General features: G+C 64.0%; 24 protein-coding genes. 10 read left to right on the plus strand and 14 right to left on the minus strand.

Going from position 1 to position 22736, the window contains the following annotated elements:
• Nucleotides 1-27 precede the first annotated feature (27 nt).
• The 6 genes from AMB_RS13690 to AMB_RS13715 all read left to right on the plus strand — a co-directional run bounded on the left by AMB_RS13690 (nt 28) and on the right by AMB_RS13715 (nt 5371).
• The gene (locus tag AMB_RS13690) at nt 28-891 is read left to right on the plus strand and encodes an AAA family ATPase (protein ID WP_158303972.1); all 864 of its coding nucleotides are present in this window, start codon (nt 28-30) and stop codon (nt 889-891) included.
• A 266-nt stretch (nt 892-1157) separates the two neighbouring features.
• Entirely contained in the window at nt 1158-1691 is a 534-nt protein-coding gene (locus tag AMB_RS13695) for a hypothetical protein (protein WP_011385102.1), read from the plus strand.
• 88 nt (nt 1692-1779) lie between these two features.
• A complete protein-coding gene (locus AMB_RS13700) occupies nt 1780-4020 on the plus strand; it encodes a DUF7483 domain-containing protein (RefSeq protein WP_148207410.1) in 2241 nt (746 codons plus the stop codon).
• Between the two features lie 11 nt (nt 4021-4031).
• Nucleotides 4032-4508, plus strand: a complete 477-nt coding sequence (locus tag AMB_RS13705; RefSeq protein WP_043744559.1) for a hypothetical protein — start codon at nt 4032-4034, stop codon at nt 4506-4508.
• Between the two features lie 94 nt (nt 4509-4602).
• Nucleotides 4603-5067: a hypothetical protein gene (locus AMB_RS25730; protein ID WP_043744562.1), complete on the plus strand. Its 465-nt coding sequence runs from the start codon at nt 4603-4605 to the stop codon at nt 5065-5067.
• Complete coding sequence (locus AMB_RS13715; RefSeq protein WP_011385105.1) at nt 5057-5371, plus strand: hypothetical protein; 315 nt, start codon at nt 5057-5059, stop codon at nt 5369-5371. The genes AMB_RS25730 and AMB_RS13715 overlap by 11 nt, the downstream gene beginning before the upstream one ends.
• Before the next feature lie 116 nt (nt 5372-5487).
• Here the strand turns inward: AMB_RS13715 and AMB_RS13720 are convergent, their stop codons facing one another.
• From AMB_RS13720 to AMB_RS13745, 6 genes are all read right to left on the minus strand, one after another.
• Nucleotides 5488-7173, minus strand: coding sequence for a cation acetate symporter (locus AMB_RS13720; RefSeq protein ID WP_011385106.1), 1686 nt, complete (start codon nt 7171-7173; stop codon nt 5488-5490).
• A complete protein-coding gene (locus AMB_RS13725; protein ID WP_050750716.1) occupies nt 7173-7508 on the minus strand; it encodes a DUF485 domain-containing protein in 336 nt (111 codons plus the stop codon). Before AMB_RS13725 ends, AMB_RS13720 begins: the two co-directional genes overlap by 1 nt.
• Nucleotides 7509-7681: 173 nt before the next feature.
• A complete protein-coding gene (locus AMB_RS13730) occupies nt 7682-7897 on the minus strand; it encodes a FeoC-like transcriptional regulator (RefSeq protein ID WP_011385109.1) in 216 nt (71 codons plus the stop codon).
• A complete protein-coding gene (feoB, locus tag AMB_RS13735; RefSeq protein WP_011385110.1) occupies nt 7894-10170 on the minus strand; it encodes a Fe(2+) transporter permease subunit FeoB in 2277 nt (758 codons plus the stop codon). Before feoB ends, AMB_RS13730 begins: the two co-directional genes overlap by 4 nt.
• A 2-nt stretch (nt 10171-10172) precedes the next feature.
• Entirely contained in the window at nt 10173-10406 is a 234-nt protein-coding gene (locus tag AMB_RS13740) for a FeoA family protein (protein ID WP_043746668.1), read from the minus strand.
• Between the two features lie 95 nt (nt 10407-10501).
• Nucleotides 10502-11197 carry a class I SAM-dependent methyltransferase gene (locus tag AMB_RS13745; protein WP_011385112.1) on the minus strand — a complete coding sequence of 232 codons (696 nt, stop codon included), beginning with the start codon at nt 11195-11197 and terminating at the stop codon, nt 10502-10504.
• 134 nt (nt 11198-11331) lie between these two features.
• Here AMB_RS13745 and AMB_RS13750 point away from each other — a divergent pair, with 134 nt between their 5' ends.
• Both AMB_RS13750 and AMB_RS13755 read left to right on the plus strand, forming a co-directional pair.
• A complete protein-coding gene (locus tag AMB_RS13750; RefSeq protein ID WP_011385113.1) occupies nt 11332-12117 on the plus strand; it encodes a glucosamine-6-phosphate deaminase in 786 nt (261 codons plus the stop codon).
• 53 nt (nt 12118-12170) lie between these two features.
• Entirely contained in the window at nt 12171-13448 is a 1278-nt protein-coding gene (locus AMB_RS13755) for an alpha-glucosidase/alpha-galactosidase (RefSeq protein WP_011385114.1), read from the plus strand.
• Here the strand turns inward: AMB_RS13755 and AMB_RS23455 are convergent, their stop codons facing one another.
• Complete coding sequence (locus AMB_RS23455; RefSeq protein ID WP_050750717.1) at nt 13449-15539, minus strand: ATP-binding protein; 2091 nt, start codon at nt 15537-15539, stop codon at nt 13449-13451.
• Nucleotides 15540-15727: 188 nt separating this feature from the next.
• Here AMB_RS23455 and AMB_RS13765 point away from each other — a divergent pair, with 188 nt between their 5' ends.
• A complete protein-coding gene (locus tag AMB_RS13765) occupies nt 15728-17185 on the plus strand; it encodes a glycosyltransferase family 39 protein (protein WP_011385116.1) in 1458 nt (485 codons plus the stop codon).
• Here AMB_RS13765 and AMB_RS13770 read toward each other — a convergent pair.
• Both AMB_RS13770 and AMB_RS23460 read right to left on the minus strand, forming a co-directional pair.
• Nucleotides 17170-18576, minus strand: a complete 1407-nt coding sequence (locus tag AMB_RS13770; RefSeq protein ID WP_011385117.1) for a nicotinate phosphoribosyltransferase — start codon at nt 18574-18576, stop codon at nt 17170-17172. The genes AMB_RS13765 and AMB_RS13770 overlap by 16 nt on opposite strands.
• On the minus strand, nt 18573-19025 hold the full coding sequence (locus AMB_RS23460) for a bacteriohemerythrin (RefSeq protein WP_050750718.1): 453 nt from the start codon (nt 19023-19025) through the stop codon (nt 18573-18575). The genes AMB_RS13770 and AMB_RS23460 overlap by 4 nt, the downstream gene beginning before the upstream one ends.
• 132 nt (nt 19026-19157) lie before the next feature.
• Between AMB_RS23460 and aat the strand changes: the two genes are divergently transcribed.
• Nucleotides 19158-19787, plus strand: a complete 630-nt coding sequence (gene aat / locus AMB_RS13780) for a leucyl/phenylalanyl-tRNA--protein transferase (protein ID WP_011385119.1) — start codon at nt 19158-19160, stop codon at nt 19785-19787.
• On the opposite strand, the gene AMB_RS13785 is transcribed toward aat, so the two are convergent.
• From AMB_RS13785 to AMB_RS13805, 5 genes are read right to left on the minus strand one after another with little or no spacing between them, the layout of a single operon-like run.
• Nucleotides 19784-20224 (minus strand): DUF2155 domain-containing protein, encoded by a 441-nt coding sequence (locus AMB_RS13785; RefSeq protein ID WP_231848845.1) that lies wholly within the window; start codon nt 20222-20224, stop codon nt 19784-19786. The genes aat and AMB_RS13785 overlap by 4 nt on opposite strands.
• 59 nt (nt 20225-20283) lie before the next feature.
• Nucleotides 20284-21123 (minus strand): DMT family transporter, encoded by an 840-nt coding sequence (locus tag AMB_RS13790; protein WP_011385121.1) that lies wholly within the window; start codon nt 21121-21123, stop codon nt 20284-20286.
• Between the two features lie 10 nt (nt 21124-21133).
• Nucleotides 21134-21622: an MlaD family protein gene (locus AMB_RS13795; protein WP_011385122.1), complete on the minus strand. Its 489-nt coding sequence runs from the start codon at nt 21620-21622 to the stop codon at nt 21134-21136.
• Between the two features lie 11 nt (nt 21623-21633).
• Nucleotides 21634-22125 carry an outer membrane lipid asymmetry maintenance protein MlaD gene (locus AMB_RS13800; protein WP_043744566.1) on the minus strand — a complete coding sequence of 164 codons (492 nt, stop codon included), beginning with the start codon at nt 22123-22125 and terminating at the stop codon, nt 21634-21636.
• 25 nt (nt 22126-22150) lie between these two features.
• Nucleotides 22151-22501, minus strand: a complete 351-nt coding sequence (locus AMB_RS13805; RefSeq protein ID WP_043744569.1) for an NADH:ubiquinone oxidoreductase subunit NDUFA12 — start codon at nt 22499-22501, stop codon at nt 22151-22153.
• Nucleotides 22502-22736: the final 235 nt, after the last annotated feature.

The raw sequence follows: 22736 nt of genomic DNA on the forward strand, positions 1-22736 counted from the left end.
TTTAGCTCGGGCCTCGACCATAAGCTGGTGCTGGCAACCAAGGGCCGCGACGGCGTGGCGAAAACGGCAGCGGTTGCCGAGATGATCGAATTTATCAAGGCCGAGGAGGTGGTCTATATCGCCATCGACCCCTTTGTGTCGATCCACCGCGGCGTCAGCGAGAACGCCAACGAGGAGGTCGAACAGGTCATGGACGCGGTGCGCGACATCGCCCATGGCGCCAATGTGGCGATCGACCTGATTCACCACACTGTCAAGGACCGGGGCGACGACCTCGAGCACCTGGCGGGCAATCTGGCGGTGGCGCGTGGCGCTGGCGCCATTGGTGGCGCGGTGCGCGGCGTCTATACCGTCATCCCCATGGGGCCTAAGTCCGCGGAGGCCGCGGGCATCGAGGAGGAAAAGAGGGGCAACTATGTGCGCCTCGACGTGGGCAGCGGCAATTTGACCGGGAAGTCGGAAAAGCCGATCTGGTTCGAACACACCGAAACCGACATCAGCGGCAAGAAAGACTCGGTCAAGGGCGCCGATCTGACAGACGTTGGGTGGCGGGTGTCCATGCCGGTGCTGGTCGACGTTGACGCCTTACGGGGCAACGCGGCCCAGGCGAAACGTGACGCCGAGCTAGATGCTAAGATTAATCTAGCGAGCGCCACAGCTTTGGCGATGCCCCAGACGGGACAAAGCACCATCGGCGCCCTTGCCATAAAGGTGATGTCGCACACCGGGCTCAAAGAACGGGCGACAGAGGACAAGATAAAGGAACTTATCGGCAGCGGGTTCACATGGCCCGTTGGGCGACAAGTATGGAAGCTGACTCAGGATAAGCAAGGCCGGCACAAAAGCGCCCCCGTGATCGTAAAACTGACCCGCGAGGACGTTTCGCAATGAGCTTCGCAGCCCTTCGCAACGGACGCTTCGCAACCGGGCTTCGCAGCTTCGCAAATACACCCCGTGCGAACTGCGAAGCCGCAGAAACCCTAGCTTTTAGCGTTCGTTCGCAGCTTCGCAGCGGTGGTCGGTGCGAACACCGCTGCGAACCCCTTATTTTCTGCGGCTTCGCAGCTTCGCAGTCTTCGCAGCCCCTATAGGGGGTGTGCTCGTCTGCGAAGCACTCGCCGACCCCCAGGGCAACCCGATCGAGAGGAGATCACCAGATGTCAAGACGTGGCCGAAAGAGAAACGCCAACGTGGCCCGTGAAACAAACGGCCGGGCCAAGCGGACCCAGCCGCAACAGATCATGCCCGACGCTGGCTTGGCCCAACGCGCCGTCATGCTGGGGCTGGACCCCGCCAGTTTGACCAGGCATGGTTCCGCTGCCGTTGCGGCGATCTGCGCCGACGCCACTGCCGGAACCGCCCTCGGCCGCATCGCCTATCGCTATTTCGCCGACGGCACCCGCCAGCGGCGCACGGGCGTCTTCGACTATCGGCTCGAGGCATGGATCACCACCGACATGGAAGCGGCCGCCGAGGCATATCGGGCGCTTTGGGTTCGGTGGTATCGGGCGCTTGGTCTGCCGCGGCGTCATCCCCAGGGCCAGCAATTCGAGCGGGTGCCCTCCGGCGAGGACGCCGTCGACGATCTCCGCGACTATGGCGGCCTGTTCGATCGGATGACCGCGGTCGAGAACGCCCTCGCCGCCTGTGGTCATGCGAGCCCAGGCCGCCAGGGCGGCAAGAATGCCTAGTTTTGAGGCATCCTTTCGCAATCTGTACCTAAACCAACGAGTTGACAGCCAAAGCCCGTTGATTGCTCGCTCGGAGTGGATGGCCTGCATGAGCCAGGACACGATCGCCGATGGCGAGGCGATTTATCTGGCCCTCGACCTTTCGTCGACCACCGACTTGACTGCGTTGGTGGCGGTGTCGGCCGAGCCCACAGCCGACCGGGCGCTCGCCTGGTTTTGGAAGCCTGGCGACCTGTTGGACGACCACGAAACTCGGGACCGGGCGCCATACCGGCGCTGGGCGGCCGAGGGGCACCTCGAAGCACCGCCAGGCCGAGCGGTCGATTACGGTTTCGTCGCCCAGCATAAGCGGTCCAAGCTGGGCGCTACGTCCCCGATCTTCGACAACAAGGTGTATTTCACCAGCGGAGATGCGCTGTACGCCTTTGGCTTGACCAGCACGGCACTCTACCGTGACCCGTCCGCGTGGTATCACATCTTCTGGAACGGCACGGGCGTCTACGTCAATGGCACATTGGTCACGGGCACCGGCACCTATACCGCTGCCTCCGTCACCAATCCCCGTCTGGGCTTCGACGGGACCAATTACTTCTCAGGCTATATGTCCGACTTCGCATTCTGGAACGGCTCCTCGGCCAGTCTCCAGGGCGGCATTTCGGATGCGAATGGAGTGTGGGCGGCTCGCAAGGCTGCTGCGGGGTATTCGTTCCTGGGCTTCGGCTCGTCTGGCGCTCTCGGCACCGACACCTCTGGCAACGGCAACACCTGGACCGTCAACGGCTCTCCGGTACAGACCACGGATACGCCGACGAACAATTACGCGACGTGGAACCCGCTCAAGTGGCTTAGTTCCAGTGGTTTTTCCAACGGCAATCTCACCTTCAATGGGTCTTCTTCCTGGTCTGATACGACAGCAACAATCGCCCCTCGTTCGGGCAAATGGTACGCCGAAGTCACCATAACAAGCAGCACCGGAGCCAACAGCCTATTCTTAGGCGTGATGGCGGTGTCCCTGTGTCCGTTCAATTCCGCGCCGTGGCAGAACCAAGCGACAACTTACGCCGTGTGGTATCAGGATGGCGGAAAGATTTGGAACAATACCGGCCCCGGCTACAGCGCGGGTGGCTATGTTCAGTCGGGTCTTGCGACGTTAACCGCTGGGAAGGTACTTGGTATTGCACTCGACCTAGACGGGGGAACTGTTCAATTTTACGTGAACAACGTGGCTCAGGGGACCGCCGTAGCACTTCCATACTCAAGTACTGAGTGGACGTTCTGGACTGAGCAATATACCGGGTATTACGGCACTGCCAACTTCGGCGCAACCGCCTTCGCCTACACCCCGCCTACCGGCTTCAAGGCCCTCTGCACCGCCAACCTCCCGGCGGTCAGCATCAAGAAGCCGTCCGACCACTTCAACACCGTCCTGGCGGCTGGTGCGTCGATCAAGTCTTCCAGCGAGGCGCTGTACACCTATTTCCTCGAATGGATCAAGGACAGGGCCAACAGCCAGAACCACCAGCTTATCGACACCGTGCGTGGCACCTCTGCCGTCTTGCAGAGCAACACCACGGCTGCCGAGACTACCTACAGCGCACCTTCGGGGACTTCGGTGGGTTGGGTGTGGAATTCTGGGGCGGCTGCCGTCACCAACAACGCCGGGTCGGTCACCTCCCAGGTAAGCGCTAACCCAACGTCTGGGTTCAGCATCGTGACGTGGACGCACACCACGTCTGGAAACTACACCGTTGGCCATGGGCTCGGGGCCACGCCTAAACTGATCGTCCAAAAGAGTCGGAGTACGGCGCTTAACTGGGACGTGTATCACCCTTCGCTTGCGGCGGGTAATAGGCTCATCCTGAACAGCCCCGCAGCGCAGGGCACGGGCTATTGGACCGGCCCCCCCTCGTCTACGACGATCCCGCACCTGACGACTTCCGCGAACAACAACGATTTGATGGTCGCATACTGCTTCGCCGAAATTCCCGGCTACAGCAAATTCGGTAGCTACACTGGGAACGCCTCCAATGACGGTCCGTTCGTTTACTGTGGGTTCCGGCCGCGATTCATTCTCGTCAAGGATGCCTCTGTTGGAAATTATTGGAACATCTACGATACGGCTCGAAGTGTTTCCAATCCGGCTTCCGAGCATTTGTTCCCTAACCTCAGTAACTCGGAGCTGACAAATAACAGCTTCGATATTCTGTCAAACGGGTTCAAAGCCAGAACGACGGGTGGCGACATAAACGCTGCCGACACCTATATCTTCGCAGCCTTCGCTGAACATCCCTTCGGCGGCAGCAATGTCGCCCCGTGCCCGGCCCGATGAAAGGACCAACTATGGACTGGCATCACCCCTCAATCGGCCTCGTCTCTGCCTCCTCGGGCTTCGTCCTGGCCGACATTCAATATCCTGGCGGCTGGCTGCGCCAAGCGTCTGACGACGCACGCACCGCCCTAGGCTTCATCCCCACCCGCTGGGAAGCACGGCCCGATGACCGGCTGTTCTTCGTCAGCGACACCTACGGCACCATCGAAGATGGTGTCTATGTGGTGCGTTGGAACGCTACCCCGCGTGATCCTAAGGACATTGCCAAGTCTGTCGCCCTGGCCGAAATCGACCGTCTCGAAAAGAGTATCACTGACCGCATGTGGCGCGAGGATGCTGTTGGTTCCACTGCGCTGATGGAAATCAAGAGGCAGGACGAGAACGGCGACTGGGTTGTCGATCTGGACGATCCCCGCACCGGCAAGACGGCCACGCAGTATATCGCCTACGTGAACAGCGCGATTGCGAACATTCGGGCTGGTTTGTGATGGCTTGGTTGCTGGCCCCTGTCGCTCTGGTTCTCATGAGCGGCATTGGCCTGGGTGCCTATGCGTTTGGTCGGTATGACCGGGAGAATAGGCAATGATCCGAAAATTCGGCCAGAAGCTAGGCTATCTGTGGCTTCGCGGCGATACCCGACCCGCGACCATCGCGTCTGTGATGAGCGGCTATCTGTGGGCGGTATTCTTGCTGTTCCCGGAAGAAACCCTATCTCGCCCGACTTATCGCCACATGGCTGAGGTGATGCCGCAGGATGAGTGTTGGGCTGGATTGTTCTTGATCGTTGCAAGTCTCCAGCTTTGGAGGCTATATGCCGTAACTACTCGCAAGGCAATTAAGTGGGAATACCTACTAAAGATTATTGCTTGTGCCATGTGGTCTTTTGTAGGTCTTGCGTGTATGTTCTCGCTGTACCCTCCACCGGCTGCAATGTCGGACACTCTCGTCATTGCCTTTGCTACGTGGTGGGATTTGCTTCGCTTCGAATATTGCCGAGTCTGCGAAGAGGTAACTTGCCGGTCTGGAGTATGCCCCTATGAGCGGTGAGATCGAAGCGGCGCAGCAAGCCATCTCCGGCGGGGGCTGGGCTGGCATCTTCACTGGCCTGGGCATCGCGGGCACGGTGGCATACAAGGCGTTCCGGCGCGTCAAGGACGATGGGGAAGGGGATCGGGACAAGGCCAAGGCCGACGCTCAGAACGACGCCCACATTGCCCATCTGAACTCCGAAATCACGCGGTTGACCGGCGAACTCAAAGAGGTTGCCGCCGAGGTAAAAACCTTGATTAAGGAGAACTCGGAACTTGCTGCGGCAGCGGCTAAGGCGCAGGCCGAGGCTTTGATTTTGTGATCCACTTTGTCCTCAGTGGCGCCTACCCTCGTGGTAGGCGCCCTTTTTTCATGGATTTCCCATGAAAGAAGGGCATCGGTTTCCCGATGCCCCTCCCTTCAAACCGTATCCATGCCTTAGTGGCTGGCGGCGCCTTCGGCACCCAGGCCGGTCTCGGACCGGATGGACTGGGCTTCGTAGGCGGCGCGTTCAGCCTGAGCCTGCGGGCTGTTGTCGAGGATCGAGAACAACCAGGAGAAGAAGAAGGCCGCCGGCACCGAGAACAGGGCCGGATAGGCGAACGGGAAGATCTCGGCCTTGAAGCCGAAGCTCTGCACCCACACCGCCTTGGACAGAACCACCATGATCACCGACATCAGCAGGCCGATCATGCCGCCGAGCACGGCGCCACGGGTGGTCAGGCCGCCCCAGAACATGGACAGCACCAGCACCGGGAAGTTGGCCGAAGCCGCGACCGAGAAGGTGAGCGCCACGATGAACGCCACGTTCTGCTTCTCGAAGACCAGACCCAGCAGCACGGCGATGATGCCGAGGCCGATGGAGGCGATCTTGGAGACGGTCACTTCCCTGCCTTCGGTGGCTTGGCCGTGCATGATGACGCTGGCGTACAGGTCGTGCGAAATCGCCGACGCGCCCGCCAGGGTCAGGCCCGACACCACCGCCAGGATGGTGGCGAAGGCCACGGCCGAGATAAAGCCGAGGAACAGGTCACCACCGATAGCGTGAGCCAGCCACACCGCGGCCATGTTGTTGCCGCCCTTCAGATCCAGGGAGCCGAGGCCCTTGGTCAGGTATTCCGGATTGGTCGCCACCAGGGTGATGGCGCCGAAGCCGATGATGAAGGTCAGGATGTAGAAGTAGCCGATGAAGCCGGTGGCATAGAACACCGACTTGCGGGCCTCACGCGCATCGGGAACGGTGAAGAAGCGCATGAGGATATGGGGCAGGCCGGCGGTGCCGAACATCAGCGCCATGCCCAGCGAGATGGCGTCCACCGGATTGGTGACCAGGGCGCCCGGCGCCATGATCGCCACCTTCTTGGGATGCACTTCGATGGCCTTGACGAACAGCTTCTCGAACGAGAAGCCGAAATGGCTCATCACGCCGAAGGCGATGAAGGTCGCGCCGCCCAGCAGCAGGCAGGCCTTGATGATCTGTACCCAGGTGGTGGCAACCATGCCGCCGAAGGTGACGTAGACCATCATCAGCGCGCCGACGATCATCACGGCGTAGATGTAGTCCATGCCGAACAGCAGCTTGATCAGCTGGCCAGCACCGACCATCTGGCCGATCAGATAGAAGATCACGACGATCAGCGAGCCGGTGGCGGCGAAGGTGCGGATCGGCGTGCGGGCAAGGCGATAGCCGCACACGTCGGCGAAGGTGTACTTGCCCAGGTTGCGCAGACGCTCGGCGATCAGGAACAGGATGATCGGCCAGCCGACCAGCCAGCCCACCGAGAAGATCAGGCCGTCATAGCCCGAGCCGTAGACCAGGGCGGAAATGCCCAGGAACGACGCGGCCGACATGTAGTCGCCCGCGATGGCCAGGCCATTCTGGAAACCGGTGATGCCACCGCCGGCGGCGTAGAAGTCGGCGGCGGTCTTGGTGCGTCCGGCCGCCCAGTAGGTGATGCCCAGGGTCATGCCCACGAAGATCACGAACATGATGATGGCGTGCCAGTTGGTGGCCTGCTTTTCAGCCCCACCCATGTCGGCGCCGGCCGCCAGGGCGGCGGAGGCCAGGAGCGCCGTGCCGCCGAAGGCGAGCGCGGACGCGATTGCGGTCTTGGTCGTCTTCATCAGCGGGAATCCTCGAGAATCTGGCGGTTCATGTCGTCGAACTCGCCATTGGCGCGATAGACATAGATGCCGGTCAGCGCGATGGCCGACAAGATGACGCCGACGCCGATGGGGAAGCCGATGGTCATCACGCCCGTGCTGGTCAGCAAAGTGCCCAGCCACGCCTTGTTGAAGGCGATCACGGCAATAAAGCCGAAATAGATGATCAGCATGATCGCCGACAGCGTCCATGCGAAGGCGTTACGCTTGGCGACCAGCTCCCTGAATTTCGGATTGTTCCGGATGTGCTCGGCGCTCGCGAGATTCGCGGCCGATGGCTTGCCGTGTGAACTCATTAATGCTCCTCCCCTGACGTTGCATGGGTTGCCGCCGAGATTTCCGGCCGGCTTTGTTGGACGCCCCGCTCCCGTCAGTTGATCGGGGCGAAACACTTCAACAGCAGCGTACAGGAGAAAGATTGCGCCCAGATGACGGTAGAATTAACTCGGGCAGGGCGAAGGGTCAGGGTTTATCCTACCCACTCGTATATTTCGTCATGGCGGATGGCGCAGTGGCATCCGGCGGCGCAGGAGCCGTTATCCACCGGCCGGACTTTGCCCTTGGCGATCCACTGTCCCAGCATCTGCCGGACAGTGTCGGGCGAGGCATCGAAATGAGTGGCGATTTCGCCCAGGCCGGCGCGGTGCCGCTCCATCAGATAGGCCTTCACCTCGACCAGGGTCATGGGGAAACTCCTGAAACCGTGACGAGGCGGCCGTCGCGCCGACGCGCCACCAGCCACATCAACCCGGCCGCCCCCAGGGGAGCCAGCACGCAGGCGGTCAGCCAGCCCAGCGACTGGGCCGGATGGCGGGCAAAGGTCGCCGCCTGATAGCAGGCCACCGAAGCACTGTATCCCAGCAGCGAGGTCCAGCCGACGGCAAAGGCCGTCCAGCCTCCCCCCGCCTCCTGGCGGATGGCGCCCAAGGACGCCACGCACGGAGTGTAAAGCAGGATCAGCACCATATAAGCCAGCGCCCCCGCCGTTCCGTCGAATCGGGCGACCATGGCGCCGAACACGCCGTCCTTGACCTTCACCTCATCGGCGGCCTCGACCAGGGCGGAGAACTTGGCGGGGATGGTGGCAAGCGCCGCCTTGAGCTTGTCGCCGATACCGGGCTTGGCCTCTTGCGCGTCGCCGCCATGATCCTCAGCATCCACCTGGGTGTAGAGCGCGTTGAGGGTGCCCACCACCGCTTCCTTGGCGAAGATGCCGGTGAACAGCCCCACCGCCGCCGGCCAGTTCTCGTCGGACAGGCCGATGGGGCGAAAGACCGGAGTAATGGCACGACTGACAGCGGCCAGAACGGAATCCTTGCTGTTTTCCTTCCCGATGCTGAGATCGGTGCCCAGGGTGTTCAGCACGCTCAGCACCGTCACCAGGGGAACGATAAACTGTCCGGCGCGGAAGATGAATTCGCTGAGGCGCTGCCAGGCCTGCATCATCACCGTGCGCGCCGTGGGCAGGTGGTAGGGCGGTAGCTCCAGGACGAAGGTCGACGCCTCGCCCCGCAGCAGGGTGGATTTGAGGATCAGGCCGGTGGCGACGGCGAACAGAATGCCCACCAGATACAGGGAAAAGACCACGTTCTGCCCGCTCTCGGCGAAGAAGGCGGCGGCGAACAGGGCATAGACCGGCAATCTGGCCCCGCACGACATGAACGGCGCCATCATGATGGTCAGGACCCGGTCGCGGCGGCTTTCCAGGGTACGGGTGGCCATGATGGCCGGCACGTTACAGCCGAAGCCGACGATGAGGGGCACGAAGGACTTGCCCGGCAGGCCGATGGACCGCATGGCGCGGTCCATGACGAAGGCGGCGCGGGCCATGTAGCCCGAATCCTCCAGAAACGACAGGAACAGGAACAGCGAGCCGATGATGGGAATGAACGAGGCCACCGTCTTGATGCCGCCGCCGATTCCCCCCGACACCACCGCCACCACCCATTCCGGGGCGCCGACCATGGCCAGGGCCGCAGCACTGCCATCCACCACCAAGGCCTCGGCCGCCAGGGCGAAGAACTCGATGAAGGCGCCGCCCACCTTGATGGTGAACAGGAACATCAGATACATGGCGGCCAGAAACACCGGCACGCCGAGAAAGCGGTTCAGCACCACCTTGTCGATGCGCCGGGTCAGCGCCAGGGACACCTTGTGGGTTTGCTGCACGCAGCCGCGCATGATCTCGCCGATGAAGGTGTAGCGGCCGTCGGCGATGATGATGTCGGCTTCTTCGCCACAGTGTTCCTCGATGGCGGCCCGGTGGGCCTCCACCTCGTCATCCAGCCGGCCCTCGGCCAGGGCCTCGGCGAAACTGTCGCCCTCGATCAGCTTGAGGGCCGCCCAGGCGGCCTCCACCTTGCGCTGCGCCGCCGCCGGAGCCAGAGCGGGAGCCAGGGCGTCGCGCGCCGCCGCCACCGCTTGGGCATGGGCGGGCTGGACGGCGGGAACATGGCGGGCCTGACAGGCCGCGGCAATGGCTGCCTTGAGGTCGTCCACCCCCCGTTTCCGGCTGGCGATCAGCGGTACCACCGGACAATCCAGGGCGCGGGACAGAGCCTCCACGTCGATATGAATGCCGCTCTTTTCCGCCAGGTCCATCATGTTGACGGCCACCACCAGCGGAACCCGCATCTCCAGCAACTGGGCGGTCAGGTAAAGATTGCGTTCCAGGTTGTAGGCATCGACGATGTTGACCACCACCTCCGGCTCGCCGGACAGGATGTAGTCGCGCGACACCCTCTCGTCCTCGGAGCCCTTGGCGATGCCGCCGATCATGTAGATACCGGGCAGGTCGACCAGATCGTATTCCTGGCCGTCGCGAAGATAGGTTCCCACCTTCTTTTCAACGGTGACGCCCGGCCAGTTGCCCACCTGCTGGGTGGAGCCGGTCAGCACGTTGAACAGCGTCGTCTTGCCACAATTGGGATTGCCGACGACCGCGACCACATGGGCCATGACTAGGTTCTCTTGGCCCGGAGGATCGCCGCCTCAGCCTTGCGAAGCGTCAGGGTGAAGTTGCGGACGGTGATTTCCACCGGATCGCCCATGGGAGCCACGCGGGTCACCGAGAACTCGGCCCCGGGAGTCAGTCCCATGGCCAGAAGGCGCTGCCGGTAATCCCGTTCCCCCTTGGCAAAGCCCACCACGCGGGCGGAGTCTCCGGGCTTCATGTCCTGCAGCGAAACATCCATGGTCATGGCTCCGCAAACTCAGATGCAAGCGCATCGCATCTTCATTCTCAGGCATAGACCATTAGAAAAATATGGTCAAGCGGAGAGACTGCATGTCAGTCGCGACGACAGGCCAGCACGGACCGCCGGTGGCGGGCGTGCCCGACGTTCTCGGCCAGGGCGGTGACGTCGAATCCCGCCGCGTCCAGTTGGCCCCTGATCTCGTCGAACGAATAGGTGGACAGCCCCAGGGTCTTGCGCCGCTGATTGTAGTTGGAGTTGAGGGTGCGCATGAGGCCCCTCACCGCCTCGGCCACGAAGCCTTCGCGCCAGGCGAAGCGCAACAGGGCGGAAACGTCCCCCACCACGCTGTTGGCTGGGCTGAGAATGTCGCCGACGATCAGCTTGCCCCCGGGCCTCAACGCCCGGCGCAGTTGTGCCAAAAGTGCCGGCAGGCCGTCCCGGGGAACGTACTGGATCACAGAGATGAGCAGCACCACATCGCATTGGCCGTCCAGAACCGACAGGTCGTCGGGAACCACTACGCCATCCAGGTGCGAGTAGCGCTGGCGCAGCCGGGGCCGCCGCCCGCCTGCCGCGTCGTAGAGAAAGACCCGACCTCCCCTGGCTGCGATGTCGGGCGCCATCAGCGCCTCGCCGCAACCGTAATCCAGCAGTGTGAACGGCCCAGCCGGAAGCAGCGGCTCGATTCCCGCAAACAACTCCCTGTAATGAGCCTTCAGATGGCGGGCCCCCGTATAAACCGAGACATCCCCATCCCAGTAATCAATCCAGCCAGTCTTATTATTCATACAAGCCCCCAACTGCCTGATGATCTTGGAGGGAAAGGCGGCTCCCGCGCAAGGAGAAGCTCGCGATAAAGGATGCATTTCCCATCAGGGCTCGTACACTGGTGGGGCTGGTTTCATGATCGGGAGTCGAACCGGTGCGGGTGCTGATCGAACCCAATGGGCCTTCCGTGGCGGAGCGGGCTGCTTCGCTGGTGGGGGCGCTGGCCCTCTCCAAGCCGGACTGCGTGATCGGTCTGGCGGCCGGAGCGACGCCCCTGGCCATGTACGCCCGGTTGACCGACCCGGCTCGGTCCCTGGACTTCTCGCGGGCCACCATCTTCGGGCTGGACGAGTATCTCGGGCTCGGCGAGGAGCATCCCGCCAGTTGCGCCCTGACTCTCCGCCAGCATTTCATCGACAAGGCCGGCATCCCCCCCTCACGCGTCCACTTGCTGGATGGACGGGCGGCGGAAGACCTGCCCGCCTATTGCGCCGCCTACGAGGAGCGCATCGCGGCGGCGGGCGGGCTGGACCTGCAGATCCTCGGGCTGGGGGTCAATGGCCATATCGGCTTCAACGAACCGGGAAGCGGCTTGGCGTGCCGCACCCGGCTGGTGGGATTGCGGCGCAGCACGCGCCGGACCAACGCCCCCATCTTCGCCCCCGCCGAAGTCCCCAAGGCGGCGCTGACCACGGGGATCGGCACCATTCTGGCGGCGCGCCGCATCCTTTTGCTGGCCACCGGCCCGGCCAAGGCCGAGGCGGTAGCGAAGATGATCGAGGGACCGGTCTCCGCCGTGATCCCCGCCTCGGCCCTGCAGCTTCACCCAGATGCGGTGGTGATCCTGGACGAGGCCGCCGCCGCCGGGCTGGCCCTGGCCGAGGATTACCGGGACGAAGCGGAAATCCTGCTGCAACGAGGCGGCATCGCCGCCCTTTGAAATGACGGCGGCATCGCCGCCCTTTGACAAGAATGACCTGGGAGGGTCGAACCATGAAGAACATCACCAAGATCGCCTTTCTCGGCGCCGGCAGCATGTCGTTCGGCCTGTCCACCTTCCGCGACATGTTCTCGTCGGACACCCTGGCCGGCTCCACCCTGGTGCTGGTGGACCATAATCCCGAGGCCCTGGCCCGCATGAAGGCCCTGGCCGAGCGCATGAATGCCGAGGGCAAGGCCGGCATGATCATCGAAAGCACCACCGATCGCCGCGAAGCCTTCGACGGCGCCTCGGTGGTAATCAATTCGGTGGCCATCGACCGCATGCGGCTGTGGAAGCATGATTTCGAGATTCCCAAAAAATACGGCATCCGCCAGACCCTGGGCGAGAACGGCGGGCCGGGCGGGCTGTTCTTCACCATGCGGACCCTGCCGCTGATCTTCGAGATCACCCGGGACATGGAGGAACTGTGCCCCGACGCCCTGTTCCTCAACTTTTCCAACCCGGAAAGCCGCATCGTGCTGGCGCTGGGCAAGTACAGCCCCATCAAGTCCATGGGGCTGTGCCACGGCATCTTCATGGCCCGGGGCGCCATCTGCCACATCACCGGGGTGCCATGGCACGACGCCGAGTGCTGGGGGATCGGCCTCAATCACTTCCAGTGGATGCTGCAGGTCCGCAACCGCTGGACCGGCGAGGACATGTATCCCCTGCTGCGGGCCAAGGAGCCCGGCTTCGACCCCACTTTCCAGCCGTTCAGCCGCAAGATGTTCAATATCTACGGCCTGTGGCCGAGCTGCAGCGACGACCACATGGGCGAGTACCTGGCCTTCGGCTGGGAAGGCGGCGAGCACGGCCACGACTATGCCGGCGACGCCCGGGAACGGGTGGAACTGCAAGAGGCCATCGAGGGTGTCCTGGCGGGCGGCCCCCTGCCCGACGAATGGAAGCACTCGGTGGGCGAGCGCACCAACGTGGTGGTCGACGGCCTGATCAACAACCGCCACCACTACCTGGAATCGGCGGTGCTGATGAACAACGGCACCATCCCCAACCTGCCGCCCGACCTGGCGGTCGAGGTTCCGGCCATCGTGGACGCAGCCGGAGTGCATCCCGTCTCGCTGGGGCCGCTGCCCGAATCGATTCAGAAGCTGGCCCTGGTTCAGGCCGGCGTGCAGCAATTGTCGGTGGAAGCCGCGGTGCACGCCTCCAAGGAACTGGCGCTGCAGGCGCTGCTGGCCGATCCTGTGGTCAATTCCTCGGACGCCGCGGTCAAGCTGTTGGACGAATTGTGGGAGATCAACAAGCCCTATATCCGCAAATGCGTCTGATCATGCCTTGGGAAGGGCGACGTGGAAGGTCGAGCCGTGGTCAACCACGGACTCGACCCAGATGCGGCCGCCGTGGTGCTCGGCGATCTTGCGGCACACCGCAAGACCGATGCCGGTGCCTTCATACTTGTCGCGGCTGACCATGCGCTGGAAGATTCCGAAGACCTTCTCCAGGCACTCCGCCTCGATGCCGATGCCGTTGTCCCTGACGGAAAGGATCCATTCCCGCCCGCCATCGCGGCACGAGATGTCCACCACCGGCTTGCGCTCCTCGGGGCAGTATTTCAGGGCGTTGCCGATCAGGTTCTGGAACAGGCGGGTCAGCTCGGACCGGTCTCCCGGAATGGTCGGCAGGCCGGGGGCCACGCTGATCTCCGCCCCACAATCGCGGATGGCCACGGCAAGATTCTGCATCCCGTCGGCCACCACCCCATTGAGGTCGAGCATCTCCCGGGTCGATTGCTTGCCGATGCGCGAAAACTCCAGCAGGTCGACAATCATGAGGTCCAGACGTCTGGCGCCGTCAGAGGCAAAGGCGAAGAACTCTTCGGCTTCCTGGTCGAAGGAGGCGGCCAGCCGCTTGCGCAGCAGGCCGAGATAGGAATTGATCATGCGCAGCGGCTGGCGCAGGTCGTGAGAGGCAACGTAGGCGAAATTCTCAAGCTCCTCGTTGGATCGCTTGAGCTCGGCGACCAATTCCGCCACCCGCCCTTCGATGCGCTTGCGCTCGCTGATATCCTCCTGCATGCCGACGAAGCCGCAGAGCCCGCTTTCCTCGTCGAGCACCGGCGAGATGACCACGGATGCCCAATAGGTTTGGCCGTCCCTGCGACGATTGACCAACTCGCCACGCCATTCCCGCCCCGCCCGGATGGTCTGCCACAGATCGACGAAGACCTCGGGCGGCGTCTCGTCGGACTTGAGAATGCGCGGCGTGGCGCCGATCACCTGGTCGGGCTCAAAGCCGGTGAAACGGTAGAAGCTGGAATTGGCGTAGTCGATCACCCCCCGGGAATCCGTGGTGAGGATCATGTTGGGATTTTGGTCGACGGTCTGGGACAGGCGCCGCATGCGGGCCTCGCGCTCCAGGCTTCCCAAATGCTTCAGCGCGAATATGAACAGTATCGCGCCCAAGCCCAGAGCGGCCAGCCCCAGCCCGGTGAACCACGACAAGGTGCGGTACCAGCCGGCCAGCGCGCCCTCGCGCGTCACCGTGGCCGAGGCCAGGATGGGATAATGCCGTCCGACGTTATAGCCGATGATGCGGGTCTTACCGTCGAAGGGGCTGACCTGCTCGTGGGCGCCCGCCCCCTTGGCCACCATGCCGGCCACGCGGGGAAGGCTGCCCGGCTGGGAGGTGGCGAAGGCCTCGGTGAAGGGGTGGCGGAACAAGGGCGCCCCGTCCAGACGCTGGATGACGATGGACCCGTCGGCGGGCAGGCGAAGATGGGCGAACAGCTCCTCGAACCGGTTGATGCGCAGCGACATGCCGAGCACGCCCTGAAACGAACCATCCGGCCCGTTGATCCTCTGGGTCAGAAAGAAAACCCACAATCCGGTGATCTTGGACTGGGAAATCTCGGAGATATGCAGTTCGTCGCCGGGATGATCGCGGTGAAAGATGAAATACGGCCGCATGGAGGCGTCGGCCTGCCGGGTAGGGTTGCTGACCGAACTGGCCGAGGCGATGCCAGTGGAATCCACGAAGAACAGGGCGTGCATGGGCTTGTCGGCGGGATCGTCGCTGAAAAGGTCCAGATGAGCCATGAACATCTGGTACCACGCGGTTTCATCGAAGGCCGCCACGCCGCCCCGGCTCCGGATCTCGCGCTGCAGCGAGGTCAGGATGGCGGCCTCGGAGCGAATAGTCGCCTCCACCTGCTCGGACAGCGCCAGGGCCAGGGTGCTCGTGGAGCGTCCGGCCTCCTCCAGGGCGTAGCGCGGCCCCAGCCACACCATGACCAGGTAGGCGATGGCGAAAAACAGGTTGGCGGCCACGAAACCCGCAACCAGCCACCGGCGCAACCGGCGGAATCCCAATGCCTCGGACTCGTCGGACTCGCCGAGACCCGCCGGCCTAACGGCATCCATGTTTCGCCCCGCTGCTTTCATTCTCCCGATTTTACAGCTTTGGCCTGATGGGGAAACCACCTGATCCACCAGATATTACCAATGAACTATAAATTTCATGGAAACTTCCCCTGCGCCAGATTGCAGATGATCGGAATCGAAATTATTGCTACATCCCCGCATCGTCCGAGCGCACTCTGAGAGGCCCCGTGCACAGAACCGATGCCTACAAGCTGACCGTCTCCGGACTGGCCCTCCTGGCGCTGACCCTGTTCGCCTATCCCGTCCTCCGGGTTGGTACGGCGCTGGAGATCGATTACAACGAGGGCTGGAACGCGTATCAGCAGATACGGGCCATGGCCGGCGCGTCACTGTATTCGGCGGACACGCCCCTGTTCGTCAACAACTACCCGCCGCTGTCCTTCTATCTGGTGGGGCTGCTGGGCACGCTGATCGGCAACATGGTTCTGGCCGGTCGGCTTCTGTCGCTGCTGGCGGTGGCCGTCATCGCCCTGTCCGCCGCCATGGTCGCGCGCGCCGCCGGCGCCAGGCGCATCGACGCGGTTCTTTCTGGCTCGGCGGCGCTAGGCATGCTGTCGGGCTTCGCCGCCGATTACGTGGGCGTCAACGATCCGCAATTGCTGGCCCAGGGCCTGCTGTGCGCAGGCTTCGCAATTTACGTCCACCGCCGAGGCGGGGCGGCGCGGCTGCCGCTGGTGGCTTTGCTGTTCGCGACCGGGCTGCTGTGCAAGCACAACGTCCTGGCCCTGCCGCTGGTGACCACGATTCATCTGATCTGGAGGGGCAGCAACCGCGACCGCGCCCTGTATCTGGGTACCGGACTGGCGTTGGCCGCCTTGGCCCTGGCGGTCATCGAGGCCAAGTTCGGCGCCGGATTCTTCAAGAATCTGCTGGCGTCACGCCAATATGACGCGGCGCGCGGAGTTATCCTCAGCACCGAGATGCTCGATCTTCTCCAGGCGCCCATCGCCGTGGTCGGCCTCTACTTCCTGTTGGGCCGTGACGGGCGTATCGCCACCAAGGTGGGAGCCTATCTCGGACTCAGTCTGGCGTTGGCCATGGGCTTTTCCGGCGGTGCGGGGGTCGATACCAACATCTTCTTCGACGCCATGATCGCCTGTGCCATGGGCGCCGGCCCGGCCGTCGCCTGGCTGCGCGCCCGTCCGGGTTCCGGACCGAAGGCGTGCGCCGCGCTGGCCCTGGCCGTCCATGCCGGATTGCTGTTCCACATGCCCATCGCCCTTGGCCGCTTCGGCGTCGATATGGCGGGCGATCTGAAAGAGCGCGAGGCGCTGTTCCTGGACGATGTGGCTTGGCTGAAGACCGTTCCAGGCCCGGCCATCTGCGAATCCCTGCTGCTTTGCCTCAAGGCCGGCAAGCCCATGTGGATCGATGCCTATGGCGCCACCCAGGCCATCACCAACGGCCGCGTGCCGCCCGATACCCTGACCGGCATGCTGGCCCGCCACGAAGTCGCCGTGGTGCAGATGGTCAGCCGCCGCGCCCACCCCGCCGACGACGCCAAAGGCGCCCAATCCATGCCGCCGCGCTTCATCAATTTCGCCGACGACGTCTTCGACGAGTTGGATCGCTCTTACCAGTTGCGCCATACCGGCATCACCGGACGGTTCTACCTGCCGAAATAGGCCCGGTGGCGCACCTGGGCCAGACTGTCCTCGACCAGCAGGGTTCCGTCGCGGAAGACCGGGCGGAGAAGGTCTTCCCCCGCCGGACAATCCTCGAGCCTTACGGTGCGCAGGCCTTCCGCCGGATCGCGGACCAGGGCCAGACGGCCCCGCTTGGAGCCCTTGCCGCCATCGGTCACCGGTTCCTTGTAGACGTCGCGCCACTGGCCGGCCACCCGCACCGCCGAAGCCTTCATGGCCCACGAAAAGGTGTCGCGGTCCACTTTCTGCAGCAGCGCGCCACCCATGCCGAAGGCAATATTGTCGATGGCGAAGCCATCCTCGACCATGCGGGCGAGGATGGCCCGAATGGATTTGGGATTGACCCCATCGCCCTGGATGACCCGGACTGCCGGATTGAGGATGCGAAAGCCCTTGGAATTTCGGGTCGAGCCGAAGGCGGCGGCGGCCAGGCGCAGCACCTGGGACACCACATCCACCGGATCGCCGGAATCGGGGCGGATCACCAGGGTTCCGCCCATGTCCAGCACCTGGGCGCGCAATTCCCGCCCCCAAAGGTTCTCGACGGCGTGAAACACGTCGTAGGAATCCGACACCACCGCCACCAGACGCCCCGGCCCGCCGAACTGCTCGAGCATGTTGGCATAGGCGTCGACCTCGCCCTGCCGCCCCCAGCTAGTGATGGTGGAGTGTTCGGCGGCGGGAATGGAATAGCCGGCCATGGGCTCGGCGTAATGCTCCTCGGCGGCCAGCAGCGCCTCGACGGTGTCGGTGCCCTTGAAGTTGACCAGATGGGCCAATCCGCCCAGGGCGGCGCTTTCCCCCGAGGATGCGCCGCGCGCCCCGAAATCGTGCAGCTTGAAGTCCAGGCTGCCCTCGGCATCGTCCGATGTCAGCAGCCAGAATTCCCGCAAGATCCGCTTCACCGCCCAGGAGACGGTGGCCACCGTCGAGGGATACCACAGGGCCCGCTGCAGCATGGTCTCCAGATAGGAGGTCAGCCAGAATGCCTGGGGATCGGTGTTGACCACCTGGGCCACCACGTTGGAGAACGGCACCAGCGTCCCCTCGGCTACCGCCCGGATCTCCACGGGAAGCCGCCCGCCATGGCGGCTCAGGATGTGGCGCCACCCTTCCTCGTGGAAGGGAACGCCATGGGCCGCGAACAGGCGCGCCGCCCGCACGATATCCGCCTCACCCACCGGATGGGCGGCCAGGGTGCGCAGCAGGGGCTGGAGGCCGAACACCAGAGTGCCGGGAAGGTCCAGGCCACTGTTGTCGGCCCGCGCCTCCACATAGGAGGACACGTATTCCGTCCCCGGCGGGTATTGCCACTTGTGGCTGGCCTTGTAGCTGTCCACCGCCAGGATGGGATTGAGACCGCCCCTCATGCAGCCCCCCTCTCATGGGGGCCGAACGCGGCGGCGATGGCCTCTTCCTTACCCTTCAGGGCCGGACGGTAAAGCTTGTCTTCGGAGGCGATATGACCCACCCACCAGTCCACCAGATAGGACAACAGGGCGCCGTGATCGATGCCGCCATCGGCCTTGGAGGCGTGGGCCACATAGTCGCAAAAGCTTTGATGGCGGGCGCGGTGGTGCTCGAGATGGGCATAGCCGGCCGCCGCCAGCATGCGCTCCTCCCGCTCGAAGTGATGCCGGGAGTAATCGACGATCAGGGCCAGTCCGTCGCTGAGCGCCGCATCGCCGTCGCCCAGTTGGAACGCCTTGGCCAGCCGCTCGATCCCGGCGAGAATCCGCTTGTGATCATCATCGATGGCGGCATGGCCGATGGCGAGTTCCTCGCTCCAGAAGTCCCAATGCAAACGCTCGGCCTTCATCCGCCCTCCAAATGCACATAAAATACGCTTCGATGAAGCAGAGCCCATTATATAGGCACACTCTAATAACAACAAGCCGCGGGACATGGATTTGCCGTCGTCCTGAAAATCGGGATGAGTTAGGCTTGGCCCATGCGCCCACTGACCGCCGACCTGTTGCTGCGCGCCTATGCCTCGGGTGTCTTTCCCATGGCCCGGTCGCGCGATGAGAACCGCCTGTACTGGGTCGATCCGGAGCAGCGCGGAATTCTGCCGCTGGAGGCCTTCCATGTGCCGAAAAGCCTGCGCAGGACCTTGCGGTCGGAGCGGTTCGACATTCGCTGCGACACCGCCTTCGAGGCGGTGATGCGCGCCTGCGGCGAAGCCACCGCCGACCGCCCCGAGACCTGGATCAACGAACAGATCATCCGCCTGTTCGTCGAGCTGTTCGAACTGGGTCTGGGCCATTCGGTGGAGGTCTGGCAGGACGGGGAACTGGTGGGCGGCCTTTACGGCCTGGCCCTTGGAGCCGCCTTTTTCGGGGAAAGCATGTTCTCGCGCCGCACCGACGCCTCGAAGGTGGCGCTGGTCCATCTGGTGGCTCGGCTGCGCCACGGCGGCTTCCGGCTTCTGGACACCCAGTTCGTCACCGAACACCTGAAGCAGTTCGGCGCCCAGGAGATATCGCGTGCAGCCTATCAGGACCGGCTGGCGGACGCTCTGGCCGAGACGGCATGGTTCGACCGCAACGCCACGGTAGCGTGGGAAGTGGCCCTGGTCTAACGGACGGGCTTGCCCCGACAGTCGAGAACCCAGATGTCGTAGACCGGATGCTCCATGGCCGACAGCGCCGGGCTGGAGGCGAACATCCAGCCGCGGAACAGGGCCGAGGCCGGCTGATCCTTGTGCAATTCCCAGATATCGAGGAAGGCGGCGCTTTCCGGCTGATCCTCGGGCCGGCGCTTCTTGCAGGCCCGCACGATGATCTCCAGCGCCCCCACATGGACCGGCGCCCCCACCGGCGCCTCCACGGTCACCACCCGGGCGGTGACCTTATCGAGGCCTTGCAGCACCGCCGTGTCGAAGGACAGGTCGGCACCACTCATCTGGGGCTGAGCCGGAGCGGCAGGCGCGGTCGGAACCGGCATGGGAGCCGGAGGTGTCTGGGCCTGCGCCGCAACCGCCGTCACCAACGCCGCCACCACCAATACTCGCCGCATCATCGTCTCCTTGTTTCCGGCAATCCTGCCTTTTCCGCCCCCCGCTGTCCACCGGGCCGTCACCGCCGCCGCACCACCACCAGGGCAATGCCGCCCAGCACCGCCAGCGACGCCAGGGCAAGGCGCAGACTGAGGCTCTCTCCCAGCAGAGCCGCCCCGGCCAGGGCAGTGATCACAGGCACGCTAAGCTGTACCGTGGCGGCATGGGTGGCCGGCAGGCCGCGCACCGCCACATACCACAAAGCGTAGCCCAGTCCCGAGGCCACGCCGCCCGAGGCCAGGGCATAGGCCAGCCCCGGACCATCGATCCGGGGTTCGCCCACCGTCACCACGGCCAGACAGGCCAGGGCCGCCAGAGGCACGCCGCGCAGAAAATTGCCGGCATTCGCGGCCAAAGCATCGCTTTCCCGACGCCCCCGCAGAGAATAGATGCCCCAGGCCACGCCGGCCACGACCATCAGGCCGGCGCCCACCGGCTCGGGCGCGGTCACGCCGGGCAGAAGCAGAACCACCAGCCCACCGACCGCCAGCAGCAACCCGACAGTCTGGAGCGGCCGAAAACGCTCCCCGGCCATCAGGCCGCGGCCGATCATGGTCATCTGTACCGCACCGAACAGCAGCAGGGCGCCGGTTCCGGCCGACAGCGACAGATAGGCGAAGGAGAAGGCCACGGCATAGCCCGCCAGGGCCAGGGCCGAGCCCCAGTTCCCTCCCCGCGCCGCGCCGTGGCGCAGCCGGACCAACAGGGCCAGAATCGCGGCACCCGAAGCAACGCGAATCAAGGTGAAGCTGGCGGGGTCAATGGCGGTGTGGCGCAGGGCCTCGCGGCACAGCAGGGAATTGGCGGCGAAGGCCACCATGGTAATCGCCGTCAACCCCCAGGTGCGCGGCGCCACCATCGCTCCAGCCCTAATCCCGGGGAGCGGCGGGTGACGGCGGCGCGGACGGTTGATTATCGGTGGTGGCCAGGAAGATCAACTGCCCCACCATCTCCTCGATGGACTTGAAGTTCTTGGACGGCCCCAGGGCTCCCCCGGCGGCGATCATCGAGGTGGACTTGCCGGGGGTCAGCTTGATGAACTTGCCGCCCAGCAGCCCCTCGGACGACACGCTGGCCACCGTATCGCTGGGCAGGCTGATGCCGTGGGCGATGGACAGCTTCACCACCGCGTCATAGGTCACCGGGTCCAGGGTCTGGGCCGCCACGGTGCCCACCTTGATGCCGTTGATCTTCACATCGGCGCCGGTGTCGAGGCCGCCGACGCTGGCGAAGGTGCCGGTGATCTCGTAGCCCTCGATCTTCTTGAGGTTCGCGTGGGTATAGGCGAAGACCAGGAAGAAGCCCGCCACCGCCAGAACCACGGCACCCATGATGGTTTCGATCAGATTCCGTCCCATGGCCTACCTGCTCAATTGGTGGTGGAGGGCAGAGGCTTGTCGAGATAGCCGCGCTTGGCGCGACCCTGCTGGATGATCATGTCCAGCAGGTCCTCGATGACCACCGCATCCTGGGTATATTGAATTTCGGCCCCGGCCTTCAGCATCTGGTCGTCGCCGCCGGGCTTGAGTTCGATGAATTTGGCGCCCAGCAGGCCGTCGGTATAGATCACCGCCGCCGTGTCCAGGGTCAACTGGATGTCCTTGCGCAGTTGCAAGGTCAGGACGGCGCGATAGCGCTCGTCCAGGCTCTGCTCCACCACCTTGCCGACCACGGTGCCCGACAGGCGCACGGCACTGCCCACGTTGATGCCGTCGGCGCGGTTGAAGCGGGCCTTGAGCGCATAGCCGTCGCCACTGTCCGCGCTCTTGCCGCCGACCGCAAAGGCCAGCATCAGCAGCAGGGCGCCGACCAGCATGACGGCGCCGCCCGTCACGGTATCGCGATCTATGCGGCTGACCATGCCCCCATCCCCCCGTCGGAGCCGATCAGGGCTGCCACGCCTCGTAATCGCCGGTGGCGCGGTCACGCTGGCCGCCGGCCAGATCGTGTCCCGGCGGCAGATAGGCTTCGGCCGAGCCGGTCTTGTTGGGCTGGTGCGGCTTCTGCCAGGACTGGCGGACCACGTCGGTCAGCGGCTTGTCCGAGGTATAGTGCAGCCAGGCGTGCCATTCGGGGGCGACGCGCGAAGCCTCGGCCTTGCCCTTATAGATCACCCAGCGCCGGGTCCGGCGGCCCTTGGCCTCGGAGCGTTCGGTATAATAGCGGTTGCCCTCGGCATCGGTTCCAACCAGCTTGCCCTTGGCCCAGGTGAAAAGCAGGGTGCCCAGCGTCGCCATCTCGATCCTCGCGAAACAAATGTCGGGCGGACTATAGGCAAATCCCCCCCTCCCCGTCCAGAGGGGTTGCACGTTTCCCGCCCGCCCCGGCGAAATCGGCGGATTCCAGCCATCAGCAACACTACCGGTGCCAAGTTTCGTCGATTTCAAACACAATATGATGTGAATGCTTGGTAAAGAATCGTTGACGCAACGGAGCCCGGTGACATAGGCTGCGTCTCTGTCGAGGGAAAGC

The sequence above is a fragment of the Paramagnetospirillum magneticum AMB-1 genome, assembly GCF_000009985.1.
Taxonomy (GTDB): Bacteria; Pseudomonadota; Alphaproteobacteria; order Rhodospirillales; family Magnetospirillaceae; genus Phaeospirillum; species Phaeospirillum magneticum.